Annotated in this window: 13 protein-coding genes and 1 pseudogene; 5 read left to right on the top strand and 9 right to left on the bottom strand. The window is 46.4% G+C overall.

Annotated elements, in window-relative coordinates:
- The first annotated feature begins 382 nt into the window (after window positions 1-382).
- From ltrA (ACE1CM_RS23090) to ACE1CM_RS23075, 4 genes are all read left to right on the top strand, one after another.
- Window positions 383-2,155: a group II intron reverse transcriptase/maturase gene (gene ltrA, locus ACE1CM_RS23090; RefSeq protein WP_374880747.1), complete on the top strand. Its 1,773-nt coding sequence runs from the start codon at window positions 383-385 to the stop codon at window positions 2,153-2,155.
- Between the two features lie 28 nt (window positions 2,156-2,183).
- Window positions 2,184-2,420 (top strand): hypothetical protein, encoded by a 237-nt coding sequence (locus ACE1CM_RS23085; RefSeq protein ID WP_374880745.1) that lies wholly within the window; start codon window positions 2,184-2,186, stop codon window positions 2,418-2,420.
- A 623-nt stretch (window positions 2,421-3,043) separates the two neighbouring features.
- Entirely contained in the window at window positions 3,044-4,795 is a 1,752-nt protein-coding gene (ltrA, locus tag ACE1CM_RS23080) for a group II intron reverse transcriptase/maturase (RefSeq protein WP_374880743.1), read from the top strand.
- The gene (locus tag ACE1CM_RS23075; RefSeq protein WP_374880742.1) at window positions 4,792-5,898 is read left to right on the top strand and encodes an RNA-guided endonuclease InsQ/TnpB family protein; all 1,107 of its coding nucleotides are present in this window, start codon (window positions 4,792-4,794) and stop codon (window positions 5,896-5,898) included. Before ltrA (ACE1CM_RS23080) ends, ACE1CM_RS23075 begins: the two co-directional genes overlap by 4 nt.
- 69 nt (window positions 5,899-5,967) lie before the next feature.
- Here ACE1CM_RS23075 and ACE1CM_RS23070 read toward each other — a convergent pair whose 3' ends face one another.
- Together ACE1CM_RS23070 and hemF are read right to left on the bottom strand one after the other, a co-directional pair.
- The gene (locus tag ACE1CM_RS23070; RefSeq protein ID WP_226585017.1) at window positions 5,968-6,336 is read right to left on the bottom strand and encodes an STAS domain-containing protein; all 369 of its coding nucleotides are present in this window, start codon (window positions 6,334-6,336) and stop codon (window positions 5,968-5,970) included.
- Window positions 6,337-6,675: 339 nt separating this feature from the next.
- On the bottom strand, window positions 6,676-7,722 hold the full coding sequence (gene hemF / locus ACE1CM_RS23065; RefSeq protein ID WP_374880740.1) for an oxygen-dependent coproporphyrinogen oxidase: 1,047 nt from the start codon (window positions 7,720-7,722) through the stop codon (window positions 6,676-6,678).
- Between the two features lie 2,073 nt (window positions 7,723-9,795).
- Between hemF and ACE1CM_RS23060 the strand changes: the two genes are divergently transcribed.
- On the top strand, window positions 9,796-10,275 hold the full coding sequence (locus ACE1CM_RS23060; protein ID WP_374880739.1) for an SRPBCC family protein: 480 nt from the start codon (window positions 9,796-9,798) through the stop codon (window positions 10,273-10,275).
- 347 nt (window positions 10,276-10,622) lie between these two features.
- On the opposite strand, the gene ACE1CM_RS23055 is transcribed toward ACE1CM_RS23060, so the two are convergent.
- The 7 genes and pseudogenes from ACE1CM_RS23055 to ACE1CM_RS23025 all read right to left on the bottom strand — a co-directional run.
- Window positions 10,623-11,054, bottom strand: coding sequence for an HNH endonuclease (locus tag ACE1CM_RS23055; RefSeq protein WP_374880737.1), 432 nt, complete (start codon window positions 11,052-11,054; stop codon window positions 10,623-10,625).
- Window positions 11,017-11,232: a group II intron maturase-specific domain-containing protein gene (locus ACE1CM_RS23050; RefSeq protein WP_374880736.1), complete on the bottom strand. Its 216-nt coding sequence runs from the start codon at window positions 11,230-11,232 to the stop codon at window positions 11,017-11,019. Before ACE1CM_RS23050 ends, ACE1CM_RS23055 begins: the two co-directional genes overlap by 38 nt.
- Before the next feature lie 9 nt (window positions 11,233-11,241).
- On the bottom strand, window positions 11,242-12,273 hold the full coding sequence (locus tag ACE1CM_RS23045; protein WP_374880734.1) for a reverse transcriptase domain-containing protein: 1,032 nt from the start codon (window positions 12,271-12,273) through the stop codon (window positions 11,242-11,244).
- A 699-nt stretch (window positions 12,274-12,972) separates the two neighbouring features.
- Window positions 12,973-13,152, bottom strand: a complete 180-nt coding sequence (locus ACE1CM_RS23040; RefSeq protein WP_374880732.1) for a hypothetical protein — start codon at window positions 13,150-13,152, stop codon at window positions 12,973-12,975.
- 29 nt (window positions 13,153-13,181) lie between these two features.
- Window positions 13,182-13,730, bottom strand: coding sequence for an HNH endonuclease (locus ACE1CM_RS23035; protein WP_374880730.1), 549 nt, complete (start codon window positions 13,728-13,730; stop codon window positions 13,182-13,184).
- Window positions 13,731-13,894: 164 nt separating this feature from the next.
- Entirely contained in the window at window positions 13,895-14,476 is a 582-nt protein-coding gene (locus tag ACE1CM_RS23030) for a reverse transcriptase/maturase family protein (RefSeq protein WP_374880728.1), read from the bottom strand.
- Between the two features lie 67 nt (window positions 14,477-14,543).
- Window positions 14,544-14,612 (bottom strand): annotated as a pseudogene (locus ACE1CM_RS23025) (reverse transcriptase N-terminal domain-containing protein); the annotation flags it as partial.
- Window positions 14,613-14,625: the final 13 nt, after the last annotated feature.

Genomic DNA, 14,625 nt, shown 5'->3' with positions numbered 1-14,625 from the left:
ATGACGGTAACTAGAAGCCTAGTCTAGAATCCCGGCTAGCAAGAACCCATGAGTAACACTGTTGAAGGTGTGCCCGAACCATCGTCAAATTCAACCAGCGAAATAAGGCTGTTAGGCTGGAGCCATTTGGCAAAGGAAAGGGGCACACACTTTAGTGCGTGACCAGTAAGTACTCCCAATAAACCCGGTGGACAGCACCACTCTAAAGGTTCAAACAATAGTTGTCAGGAACGAAGTAACCCTCTTTTAGCCCTCTAGGTAGGTCGAACCCGGAGTAGGTGCTAGCCGATGCTAGGAGAGTGGTGGGATTGCCTAAGAAGCCAATGCCTCTAGTAATGCAGAGGATATGCAGACGTAGGCACTTCGGACTTGGAATGTAGAGTTGTTAGTCCGAGTAAATATCTCTAAAACGCTGAACAATCAGACGGTGGAATGGAAGGACATCCCTTGGCGAAAGCTAGAACGGGTGGTCTTCAAGCTGCAAACGCGAATCTACAAAGCCTCTCAACGTGGTGATGTCAAGGCAGTCCGAAAGCTTCAGAAAACACTGATGCGGTCTTGGTCAGCAAAATGCTTGGCTGTCCGTCGAGTAACGCAGGATAACCAGGGAAAGAAAACAGCCGGAGTAGACAAAATTAAATCACTCTCTCCCGTCCAAAGGTTGAAACTGGTGCAAAGCCTGAAACTATCCCGAAAGGTGAAACCAACGAGAAGGGTATGGATACCCAAACCTGGAACAGAGGAAAAACGCCCTCTAGGGATTCCAACGATGACAGACCGTGCCTTACAAGCATTGGTAAAACTCGCCTTAGAACCTGAATGGGAAGCGGTCTTTGAACCCAACTCGTTCGGATTGGGACCAGGACGCTCATGTCACGACGCAATACAGGCAATATATAACGCTACAAGGTACAAAAACAAATATGTACTGGATGCTGATATTGCCAAATGTTTCGACAAAATCAACCACGAGACCCTTCTGAGAAAACTCAATACATTCCCCACCATACGCCGCCAGATTCGTGCATGGTTAAAAGCGGGAGTGATGGATGGCAAGCAGCTATTCCCAACATCTCTTGGTACACCACAAGGCGGGGTCATTTCGACCTTATTGGCAAATATAGCCCTCCACGGGATGGAAAACCGGATTAAACAATATGCAGAAACGCTACCGGGTAAGAAACAACACAACCGGGACGCTCTGAGTTTAATCCGATACGCCGATGATTTCGTCATCCTACACGAAAATCTAACCGTTGTCCAAAGATGCCAGCAGATAATCTCGGAGTGGTTGAAGGACATGGGATTGGAATTAAAGCCAAGTAAAACCCGAATAACAAATACCCTCACCAAAGAGGGCGAACAATCTCCAGGATTTAACTTCTTGGGGTTCACAATAAGACAACACCCGGTTGGTAAATATCAAACGGGTAAAAACGGGCAGGGGAAACCACTTGGTTTTAAGACCATCATCACCCCAAGTAAGGAGGGGCTGAATCGCCACATAAAGCGAATAGGAGAGGTAATAGAAACCCACAATTCATCACCACAATGGGCATTAATCAAGAGATTAAATCCCATAATCATGGGGTGGGCAAACTATTACTCAACCCAGGTTAGCAAAGAGGCATACTCAAAAGCCGACTTCTACACCTATCAGCAACTCAGGGCTTGGGCTAATCGCCGTCATCCGAACAAAGACAAACATTGGGTCGCCAATAATTACTGGCACACCCTAGAAAACAGAACATGGGTCTTTGCTTCTAGGAAACCGGGTAAAAATCAATTGATGCGCCTCATACCGCACTCCGAAACACCAATAGTTAGACAGGTAAAAGTGCAGGGGGAACGCAGCGCGTTCGACGGAGATTGGGTGTACTGGAGTACGAGATTAGGGAAACATCCCGAAATCTCCAACAGAACAGCAAAGCTTCTCAAGTCACAAAAAGGGAAGTGCGCTCACTGCGGATTGTACTTTAAAGATGGAGATTTAATGGAAACTGACCACAAGATTTCTAAAGCTAAGGGAGGTAAGGATAGGGTTGATAACTTACAGTTACTCCATCGACATTGCCACGACAACAAGACAGCACTAGATGGTATTGTCGGCATCAAAGAGTTAGACGAGGAATGGCTTGATGCTAACCCGTTCTAAACGCCTAAGCCCACAGGGCAATCGAGGTATGCGTAACAAGCACCAAGTCATTGATGCGCCGTGTGAAGCGAAAGTTTCACGCACGGTTTTGGAGGCGAGGCAGGGAGGCGACTCCCTGTCCTTAGCCAGCGGTCAAAGGCTGGACTGGCTACGTCGCACGAGATGTCAGATCGATCGTTGCAGTTTGATAAGTGAACCAATTGGGGAGATTCCTGACAAAGTAGATTACTATTCACAAGCTGCTGACCTCAAAGAAACTAAATGATTATTCCCTGAATACGCGCGACGTGAAAGTCGTGTGCTAGGCACGAGAGTGCTAAATGACTGGGAGACCTATCTCCCCAAGGAATCCTTTCTCCTTGTCCCTACGTAAAAGGGTTAATAACCCCGTCTACACCAATAGTAAGTAATGAAACTGGTGGAATGCAAGACACGAAAGTTCAACACACAGACAGCCTAAATCGGTGTGAGAACAAAGGGAAGATCGATCGGGCTAACGTAAGTGAACCATCGTTAAAGCTTCGTAAGGAATATGGAGTGAAATAAGGCTGAAACACTTTAACCAAAAGGTAAGCAAGAGGGCTATTAAGGTGTATTCGTTAATAGTCGAAAGGACGAATCTCGTCGGAGTATAGATGGAGCCTACATCAAATCGAATGTCAGACACGCGAAACACGGGTTTTCCCTATAAATTCTCGAAAGTTAGGTCGAAACCAAGAGTAGGTCAACCGTAAGGAAGACGGAAGTATTTAGAGGGTAAAGGATGCCAGAAAAAGCAAAAGCCAGGGGTAATGCCTTGGATAGGGATTAAAAAATTGCCCACACCGAAAGGTGGCTGACTTCTGGCGGGTCTTCAACGATAAATCAACGTAAAGGAATCGGATCATCGTGAAAGATAGAGTCAAAAATGACATCGGATCGAAGAGACTTCCCCTTCAAGAGTGGAGTTCCATAAATTGGAAAGCCGTTAAGAAGCGGGTCAGAAACCTGAGACAGAGAATTTATCGTGCAACTCAGAACGGTCAGTGGAATAAGGTTCGCAGCCTTATGAAACTGATGCTACGCAGTTACTCCAACCTACTTCTGTCTGTGCGAAGAGTAACCCAAGACAATCAGGGGAGACAAACGGCTGGCATTGACGGTCAGACGGTACTAACCCCTACACAAAGGGTGGAACTGGTCAAAGATATGAGGAAATACACCCTATGGAAAGCCCGCCCAACTAAAACGGTCTACATACCAAAAGCAAATGGAAAACAAAGACCATTAGGGATTCCCACAATCAGAGACCGAGTAGCACAAGCAGTTGTTAAAAATGCCTTTTCGCCTGGCTGGGAAGCGAGATTCGAGGAAAACAGCTACGGTTTCCGACCCGGCAGAAGCTGCCATGATGCCATACAACAATGCCATCTTAGACTGAGCAAAGGGAAAGACACATGGGTTTTAGATGCTGACATTAAAGGGGCATTTGACAACATTAATCATGAATATATCCTCAAGACAATTGGGCAAACACCCGGTCGAGAACTGATAAAACAATGGTTGAAAGCAGGTTATGTAGAAGCTGAGATATTCCATGAAACAGAAAGCGGAACCCCACAAGGGGGAGTAATCTCACCATTGTTAGCTAATATTGCCCTAGATGGCATGGAAAAGGTGTTATCCAAATACACCAAAACCAAAACCTATCAAAGCCAACATAAAAATGGTAAATACAAAGGGCAACAAAGAACTAGCAAGGTTAAATCACCTAGATACGGATTTATCCGCTATGCTGATGACTTTGTGGTTACGGCAACCACCAGAGAGGATATCGAAGCCATAGTCCCAGTCCTACAAGAATGGCTCTTGGAAAGAGGATTAGAACTAAATAAGGATAAGACCAACATTGTTCATGTAGAACAGGGCTTCAAATTCTTAGGGTTCAATATCCGACAGTTCAATAAAAGCTGCTTCTGCTTTCCTCAAAAAGAAAAAATCATAAACTTTCTGAGAAATGTCAACCAATGGCTAAAAGCCAATCACAATACCAAACCAGAAGCAATAATAAAACACCTCAATCCAATCCTCATAGGATGGGGAAACTACTACAAGTGTGGAGCAAGTAAACGGGTGTTTTCTTATGCAGAGAATAAATTATGGAAAATGCTCTACAAATGGGGACTAAAAAGACATCCGAATAAAACAAAGGGATGGGTAGCCAAAAGGTACTTTAAAACCCTAAAAGGGCGAAAATGGAACTTTGCGGTACAAGCCAATGACCAACGAAGGGTTGAAAACTACATAGCCTTAAAATGGCTAGCGGACATCCCAATCGAACGCCATGTCAAAGTCAAAGGCACATCATCCCCAGATGACCCAAACCTGAATCAATACTGGCATGACCGCAAAACCCGATACGGAAAAACCTATTGGGAAAAAGCTTCAAAGCTATACAAAGTAGCAGAAAACCAACAATGGAAATGCCCAGTTTGCGGGGAACACTTGTTCAATGGAGAAGAATTGCACACCCACCATATACAAAGGGTTAAAGATGGAGGGTCAAACAAGGTGGAAAATCTAGTACACCTTCACAAGTCCTGTCATAAACAAATACACACAGGACATCGTTCTAGGCTGCAGGAGGCAATAGCCGTATGATGCGAAAGCGTCAAGTACGGTTCTTAGGGGAGGGAGGCACGGTGACGTGTCCTCTCTTACCCGACAAAGACATCTATGCTGACTGCCAACAGCAGAATTTAATGCGGTTGGATAAAGCTTGGAAGCGCTGGTTGATTCCTGATAAGAATGGCAAGAGAGGAGGTAGACCACGCTTTAAGAAATGGGGTGATATTTGCTCGTTTACATTCCCCAGAGTAAACCATCCCAAAGCAGGAGCGCGTCTTTTCGGCAATATTTTGAAGCTATCGAAGATTGGTGAAATCGAAGTGATTCTGCATCGCCCAATTCCCGATGGTTTCACGCTCAAACAGGCAACGATTTTGAGGAAAGCTGATGGTTGGTATGTCAGTCTTAGCCTGGAAGACGATACTGTTCCTGCACCGTTACCTGTGGATGAAGTCAAATCATCAGTGGGAATCGATGTAGGACTGGAGAAGTTTTTAACAACATCAGGCGGACAGTGCATCTCGGTTCCTCGGTTCTACCGTAATGGACAGGCAAAATTAGCACGTGAAGGGCGCCAACTTTCTCGTAAACAAAAAGGCTCGAACAACTATGCAAGACAGGTAAGTCGTGTCGCAAAGTTTCATCTGCACGTTGCGCGGCAGCGTAAGGATTTTCACTATCAAGTCGCCCATTGCCTCTGTAGCGCGTATGACCTGATAGCGTTTGAAGTCCTTAACATTAAAGGGCTTGCCAGAACCCGACTGGCAAAGTCGATTCTTGATGTCGCTTGGGGTGCATTCCTCGAAATTCTGCAAGCAGTGGCGGTCAAACGCGGCAAGCAGACGGTTGGAATTGATCCCAAGCGAACGAGTATCGAATGTTCTGGATGTGGGAACCGAGTTGAAAAAGTGCTGTCTGACCGGATTCATGAGTGTCCTCATTGCGGGTTGACAATTGACCGGGACTGGAACGCAGCAATTAACATTCTGAATCGGGGATTAAGGACGGTTGGACTACCGTTCTCTGGCTGTGAAGGCCCAGAGGTTGCTGTGCCTGTGAAGCAGCAAATTCTAATTGCGAAGTTAGAGTCCCCTACTACACTGCGAGAGCGGTTAGTGGCGGGAGTTGTCACATAAAATATTCTCCTCCCGTAAAAGAGAGGAGCTTGCTTGATTTGTTACCAATGGTGAAGATACAGCCAGCGCTTAACCTACCATGCTGCGGGGAACTCCTTCGAGAGCTTCTTCCTCGGTTTCAAAGATTTCAAATACCGAATCCATCATAGTGACTTCAAACACCAATCTAGCTTCGGGATGCACGTTACAAATCCGAAAACTGCCTTTTACCTTGTCGGCATCTCTCATGCCTGCGACCAATGAGGTGAGGCCAGAACTGTCAATAAAACCAACTTGACCTAAATTTACCACCACGTGACGACTGAGTTTGGAGATGCACTCCTGCAATTTCAAGCGAAATTGCCACGCCGTTGTGATATCGAGACGGCCTTTAGGTGTTAAAACGATAACAGTCGTGCCGTCTTGGGTTGTGTGGGTTTTCTGCTCGATGTGAATCACTGACCTTTCCGTTGAAATAGTATAGATGTACAGCGTTTGATCTTAACTTTACCCAAATCAAGCCAAAAACGAACGCAGCCAGCTTTAGCAATTGGCGACGCCGGTGGTTGATGAGCGGGATTTTGGGGAACCCACTGGGCGAACAACAATAGTTTCTTTTTTGTTAAGTATATCCGTCAACTGGTACGAGCATATATCCGAAAGAACAGCCAGCCGCCTGATGAGATACTTTAACAAGCTAAAGTATACCGCAGCAAGTTGCTTCAACTGAAAAATATTTGCAACTTTTTACCTTTGCTAGCTAGGGATCGAATTGCTGGCTGCTCATCCCGTGGAAGATTATTTCACGTCCTCGTTAGACTCCGACCAGTTCGCCCAATCTTGCGGCTTGAGGAAAGTGTCGTATAACTCTGCTTCGCGGGAGTTTGGTTCTGGTTGATACCCGTATTCCCACCTTACCAATGGTGGCAACGACATCAAAATCGACTCGGTGCGCCCGTTAGTTTGCAGGCCAAAAATCGTACCCCGGTCATAAACCAGGTTAAATTCCACGTACCGCCCCCGACGATACAGCTGGAAATTCCGTTCGCGATCGCCATACTCCAACCCGCGCCGTTTTTCTACAATCGGTACGTATGCCGGGACAAATGCCCCGCCGCAATTTTGTATAAAACTCAACAAATCTTCCCAAGTACGCGGAGCTAAATCTCCCACGCGATCGCTGTAAACGCCTGCCGTTCCGTTTGCATCTGCGCCTCGGTACAGTTTGCCCCTGCCGTCTTGATAGTCAAAAAAGATACCGCCCACGCCCCGCGTTTCCTGACGGTGTTTGAGATAAAAATATTCATCGCACCAACGTTTAAAAGTAGGATAGTACTCGCGATGATGGGCATCGCAGGCGGATTTTATCGTTTTGTGGAAATGAGCCGCATCTTCGGCAAAGGGGTAGTAGGGTGTTAAGTCCACACCGCCACCAAACCACCAGACTGGACCTGCTTCAAAATAGCGATAGTTCAGGTGTACTGTGGGAATATAAGGATTGCGGGGATGCAACACCATGGAAGTGCCGGTGGCGTAGAAGCGATGACCGGCGGCTTCGGGGCGCTGGGTCAAAATTGAAGGAGGCAGGTGGTCGCCCCAAACTTCGGAAAAGTTGACGCCGCCTTGTTCAAACACAGCGCCTTCGCGGATGACGCGAGAACGACCCCCACCGCCTTCGGGGCGCACCCAGGAGTCTTCGATGAAAGTGCTACTACCGTCGGTAGTTTCCAGTGCTTGACAAATTTGGTCTTGTAGGTGGCGCATAAACTGGCTCACCCTGGATCTTGAGTCAGCGGGTGGCACAGAATGGGTTGTGGTTGTATCGATTGTGGAAAAAGCGGTCATAATCTCAAAAGAATCGATTAAGTGAATTTCAACCGAACAGATGTTGAATTGTGGTGGTTGAGCCGCTCCTCGCGCCTATTGGTACGGGGATTGCTGGCTGGAAGTTGGGGATAGCTTTTCGCCCGGAACCTTGAGGAACGGCTATCTGGCTAACCTTTTCCAGCTATGGGGAGAACTGCTTTACGGGGCAATCAGTACACCGGCTAAAGGACGCGCCTACTAATTTCGCAGTTTACTGGCATATCGCTCTCTTGCCTCCCTGAAGATCGGCTCGGACCTTTGATGATAAACATCTGCAATGAGAGCAACCCTGATTACTGACTCTAGCCACCTCGACTAGAAAACCATTGGTTGACTTTGCAGCACTAAGATCCGTCAAAGTTATTTCAACCACAATTTTTACTATCACCGATAACGTAGTTTCCCCGTTGTTGGGACTTAGGCTTGTCAGCTACCTAAAAAGATGAGGCAGTGAGACGCCGTCTCTTGAGAGCGGGTTGCTGACATCGTATAAGTGAGGGCGAATAAATTCGCCGCTGCGGGTTTGGGGCCCGAACTGAAGTTGCGGGGATACCACGCTGCCGATTTATTTCGGTGTATTTAAGATTAACTCGAATCGGGTCAAGTTAAACCAAGTCGCTTTTGCCTACTTTAAGCAGCAGCGTATTAATCACAATTTTTAGCAGAAAGATGCGAAGTATTACACAAATAGCCTATGATCGAAGGCTACGCTTGCAGGCTAACTAGAGGCGGACTACCTTCAACGACCCCACCGCTGCCGGCGGATGGGGATTGACCGAACCAATTCGGACAACGTAAGCGTTGGTGCGACTCGTTCGCAGCCTAATTCATCAGCTGCGGTGAGAACGAAAGGTTAGAACCTTGAAAATCTGATAAATGTTCCTTGGATCGAGGTGTAAACCCTCCCCTTCAAGGCTAGAAGTGACTCCCTATCTGTCCACGCTGAGGTTAAGCAGCAGGGTGAAGCTGGATCCCTGGCGCAATCAGAGCTGAATCAGATTAAGCACACTGGCGCTAATGGGGAGATACTATTGGTGAACTTAATGTGAAGCGCCTGAAAAAGCGTCTTATGCGTAAGCGAGAATCTGTATAAATCTCGACTACACTACCTATAAACCCGCAGCAATTCAACGCGTTAGCTGCAAAAGCCTTGGGTTGGTGGTAGGCGAATTGGTGACACCTAAAGTATCAAAACAATCTAAGGAACGGAACGAGGAAAAACGTCATCAACTTCATGGGGTTGACAACTCATGTGGGAAGTCGTGATGCGAGCTTCTACCGGAAGATGACGGGTAGGATGGGGGCGGGAATTGCCCCCGGCAACCGAGAAGTCTAGGAATGGATTAGACCATGGGTAGACGGGCGGACTGTATTTAGTTGCTGAAGTAACTAGATAATACCAAGGGAAAGGTGGCAGGACTTCCTGAGGCGGACGGGTAAGCTCGCTTGCCCTGAAGAACGGCTAAGAAAGGAATAGATGGAACACAAGTGGATAATTTAAGGAAAACGCACGTCATGGGAACAAGTCGGAAGAACTGAAGCTGTAACTGTCCAGCCTAAAGGGGAATACAAAATCCCAAATGTTCGGAAGATTCAAGCCGGTGGCGAGGTGGAGTTCAATTGCTCAAAGCAGCTTGTGAATGGGATTTTTGGGATATAGCCCAGCTACCCAATGGTTGCTAGGAGCCGTGTGCGGGGAAACTTGCAAGCACGGTTCGCCAAGCAGAGGTGCGCCGCAGCAATGTGGACATCGACTCTAACAATACCGCAAGCAGACATAGCTTGGGACACACTTGCGAATACTTCTCTAGTTCGGATTATCTGTAAGCCTGATTGGTCAGGCATTGCGTCATGGCAAGCCATCTTAGTTATGTTGCGGGAAGGGACTTAAACGAGTTTACTGGTTCTCGGCTTGATCGGCATTAAAAACCAGTTCCCGTAAGGGATTTGGCAGGTTTTGGATTGGTGGCGAAGGGGGCTTTTAACCCCACTCAACCACGGCTCAATTCCCTCCCCACAGTGTAGAAGGATGGGGTATCTCGGAGAAAAAAGATGAAGGGCAATTTTTCCTCCAAACTGATGCGCTGGCGCAAAAAGCGCTGGTGGCAGTTTACATTGGCTAAGACATATCGGGTTTTGACTCCAGCTTCTGTGGACGCCCTCTGGCACAAAGTGATTGACTTAGCCGATGTTTCCTGGCATCCTCTACTGGCAAGCACGAACATTCCCAAAGGGTTAGTTCCCAAACCCGGCTTGATTTACCAAGCCGTGACTCGCTCAATCCCGATTCCAATTCGGATTTTTGTCGAGCAAGTGCGACCCAGAGAATTATTGAGCGTCCGAATTATGACTTTACCAGGACTGGAAGAACGGGTGATCTACAAGGTAGAGTCCACCGTCTGCGGTACTCAAATATCCTATTCCATCACCTTGCGCGGGTGGTTGTCCCCCCTGATTTGGTCGCTAATTAAACCCAGTGCCGCCAAAGTAGCAGCGGAATTAGCCCACGCCGCCGAACAAACTAGGGGCTAGGGGCGGTGGAAAACAGCGAGAAAGACTTCTTTGTGACATCCTCCGGAAGCTGACAACAGCAGTACAGCGATGGCTCTCCTTACCTCGCGATCAGGCATTCCTAGTTACTTCCCTTGCGGGGTTTTCGCCACTTATCTAGAACAGCCCCATGACTTATTCCCCGATAGACCGACTGCATAGGCGTTTTGCACGCCGAGGAGTCCGTGACGCTCCTACACCTCCCTAACGGGTAGGTGTAGGCTTATGGGGCATTCCGCAAGCTTCGCCTGGCGCAAAGCGCCTTAGAAGTCGGGTAAGGTTCCGGTAAGAACCGTGCATGAGACTTTCGCACTCACACGGCTATTGCCTTATTTCAAGCGAGTTGTCTTAGGTTTTGAATGTACCTGTTTATGACACGCTTTATGCAAGTGCTGAAGGTTTTCTAGGTCGTCTAGTCCGCCAATAGCAACAGGTACTATGTGATGCGTGTCGATTTCCTCCCCATTGAATAATGGTTCGCCACAGATAGGACATTTCCAGTTTTGGTTTTGAGCGATTTTATAATTCCGAGAGTTTTTCTCCCAGTAGCTCTTACCATGTTTTTGGTGGCGTTTTTCCCAGTATTCATTCAGAGAGGGGTCATCTGGCGACGCATCCCCCTTGACCTTTACGTGGCGTTCAATGGGCGTGTACCCTATCGGGTATAGGATTAAATCCTTTTTTTTCGGTCGGCGGTCGCTAATTATGGTAGCGAACGTCCATTTATTGCCATTTATGGTTTTGAAGTAACGTTTCCTCACCCATGCATGCGTTTTTCTTGGGATGTCTACGCTTCGCCCAAGACCAAAGGTACTGCCATACTCTGTGTGAAATATAGCCAAAGATTTCTTGGCTGACTACCCCTTTGTAGTAATTAGCAAAACCTCGGAGGATTGGATTGAGTCTTTTGATGACTACCTCTTGTTCATTCCCATTCATTGCTTTAATTTATTGCCCAATTCGCTTACAAAAGTCTAGTACTTTCTTTTTCGATGGTTTAATAAGCAATTTGCCATTGTAATGGCGGTGATTGAAGCCGAGGAAGTCAAAACCATCTTCCATTGACGTGATTAACTTCTTCTTTGCACTGAGATTCAAACCTCTTTCTGATAACCATTGCTGAATCTGGTTTTGGGCATTTTCGAGACTCGCTTTGTCTTTAGCTGTGACGATAAAATCATCAGCATATCTGACCACTCCAAGTTTCGGATTGGTGGACTTTATATAGACTTCTAATCCATGCAATCCTATGTTGGCTAGTAAGGGTGAACAAACCCCTCCCTGTGGTGTGCCCTTATCTGTTGGGTTGTGTTTTCCCTTCAAAATAAATCCAGCTTTTAACCATCCTTTTATTAAGTCTCTTCGGGGGAAGTTACCTAATTGATTAAGGATAGATTCATGGGCAATGTTATCGAAGAATCCTTGAATGTCAGCTTCCAGAACCCAGATGTCTCTACCGGACTGTAATCTTAGATAGGTTTGTCCAATAGCGTCCTGACAACTTCTTCCGGGTCTAAATCCATAGGAATTTGGTTCAAACACGGCTGACCATTCGGGTTCTAGTGAATTTACTATTATTGCCTGTTCAATTCTGTCGCGCACGGTTGGGATTGAGATCGGTCGTTTCTTACCGTTATCTTTGGGTATCATTACCCTTTTTGTGGGTTTTTGATTTCCTCCACTCCAGTCGTTTACCAGTTTCACTCGCTGCTCTGGGGTATTGATGACTTCTTTATCAATTCCTGCCGTAGCTTTACCTTTATTGGTATGAGTGATTTTCCGAACTGACAGTAATAGGTTTGCGTAGCTTCTTTGCATTAACTTTTGGAGGTTTCTTAACTTCCGCCAGTCACCATTTTTTCTCGCTATCAAGATTCTTTGGCGTAGATTCCTAACCGCTTTATTGATTTGGCGCCAGTTAATCTGGTTCCAATATTCTAGGGTTTTTATCAGTCCGTTTGTTGTACTATTGTACGACATCTAACTTGTCATTGAATAAAGTTTCTTTGCGTAGTTTCTTTCTCATAAGACCCAGAGTAAGTCTGCTTTCCTTTCGGTCATGGGCAAAGTTTGAACCTATATCCCATTCATTACAAGTGGACATTCGCTTTTTACTCCATCCTCTACCCTCCAGAGAGTTCAGTCTTCGTTGCCTCGGACTTACTAGAAATAATCGACCTTTCCTAGACTCTGTAGGGTTTACCCTGTTGTATCGTTTAGTGTTACGTTCTTCGTTAGATGCTGTCTTTTCTGCGGTAGGAGTTGTATTCACACGCTACATTAATACACAAATAATATAGCTACCTACTTTGCCTTTTTGGTTAGAGCCTATCAGCCTTATTTGGCTCTTTGAAATATAACGCAGTTTAAGTGACAGTTCACTTTCGTTCATCATTAGAGAACTCGCTTTAGCCTCAGAGCCGCTTTAGGCTAGTAGCAATGAGTACATTTGTGGTCTGCATTCCGGTTGTTTCATTACTTACTCGACCGTGACCGGACTCTTTCCTTGCTTTTACATAAGGGTAGGAGGTGTGAAACTCCTAGAGGAGAAGGCTCCTCGGACTAAACGACCATTTCAGGTCGCGCTGCGTAGAATTTCTTTCCTTGTAGAATCAGTAGTAGAACTAGCTATTACTGCGCCACCTTTGGGGCGTTTTATAGTAGGGAATGCGTCCAACCCTACTCTCTTAATGTTGATAGCGGCATTAATATCTCTATCAACCAAGAGTTTTTCAATATCGTCCCAATACTCCCGAATACCGCAATCGGTAAAAACAAACTCGTCACGGTAGGAATTAAAGTCAGCGACTGCCTCACGATCGCCGCTACTCTCCAGAACCGTGCTTGATATTTTCCCATCACACGGCTCCTCAGTGACTCGGTGTTTGTCACACATACCGCATTACGAACATGTCCTCTTCCCAGAACCATTCTAGTTTTGAGGTTGGCTTAGGCTTGACACTATTGCAGTCAGATTGTGCGCCCTTGCCGCCATCGCTGGCGGTTTTTATATCGTGGCAATGTCTGTGTAGTAGTTGCAAATTTTCATAGCAATCCTTTCCACCTTGCGATTTAGGGATTTTGTGGTCAACTTCCATCACATCGTTTTCACGGAAGTATAGTCCGCAGTAGGCACACTTCCCCTTTTGCATTTTTAGTAATGTAGCTGTTGGCATTGGCATTTGGGGATGCTGTCCTAGTCTCGTACTCCAATAAACCAGGTTGCCGTCGTCTGGTGACGATTCGCCTTTAACTTTGGCATGGTCAATAATTTTTGTTTGTCCATGTTTATGTAACCGAAGAGGATTTTCATTCTCTTGCCTGGTTGGGAATACCCAGTTATCATCGCCAATGGTTTGCCTGGATTTTTCTGATACCCATTCTCCCGATTTATTTGGGTGGCGACGTTTGGCCCAAGCTCTAAGTTTTTGATACATTAGAAAGTAAATTGGTTTGGTTCCCCAAGAATTCAAATCCTGGTGGTTCTTCTGCAAAACTATTCAGGGTATGAACAAGTCTTGTTTTACTGGGCTTTAGCTCCAGTCCCATGTCTTGTAACCATTCAGAGATGATTTCTCTGCATCTTTGGACAACGGTTAGGTCAACGCGCGAGCATCACGAAGTCATCGGCATAACGGATAAGTTGGGCGGCATTGTAATATACTCGCTTACCTTTTATGGAGGTATCCCTTTTTGGGAATTCCTCCTTGATCCGGTTTTCCATCCCGTGGAGGGCAATGTTTGCTAATAATGGCGAAATGACGCCGCCTTGTGGTGTACCAAGAGATGTGGGAATCAACTGCTCACCATCCATCACTCCCGCTCTTAACCATCCCCGAATTTGGCGGTGAATCAGCGGGAATGCATTCAATTTTCTTAGCAGTGCTTCATGGTTGATTTTATCGAAGCATTTTGCTAGATCCGCATCTAGTACAAACTTAGGTACGTACCTAGTTGCGTTAAAGATTGCTCCGATGGCATCCTGACACGAGCGCCCCGGTCCTACCCAGTTGGAGTTAGGTTCAAAACGCGCTTCCCATTCTGGTTCTAATGCCAGTTTGACGAGCGCCTGCAATGCACGGTCTTTGATTGTTGGGATACCCAATGGTCTTTGTTTTCCATTCGCTTTTGGAATGTACACCCTTCGAGTTGGGCGAACTTTCCATAGGGTGTATCGCTTCATTTCTTCTATCTATTAACTTCACTCTTTCTGCCAGAGATAGTGCCGTCTGACCATCGACGCCAGCCGTTTTCTTCCCCTGGTTCTCTTGAGTAACTCTCCGAATAGCTAGCAGCAGGTTGGAGTAGCTTCTTTGCATCAGTTTCATAAGG

It is taken from the genome of Microseira sp. BLCC-F43, assembly GCF_041929235.1.
Classification (GTDB): Bacteria; Cyanobacteriota; Cyanobacteriia; order Cyanobacteriales; family Aerosakkonemataceae; genus Microseira.
The sequence above is the reverse complement of the archived record's forward strand: the minus strand, read 5'-3'. Positions and strand labels throughout refer to the sequence as shown.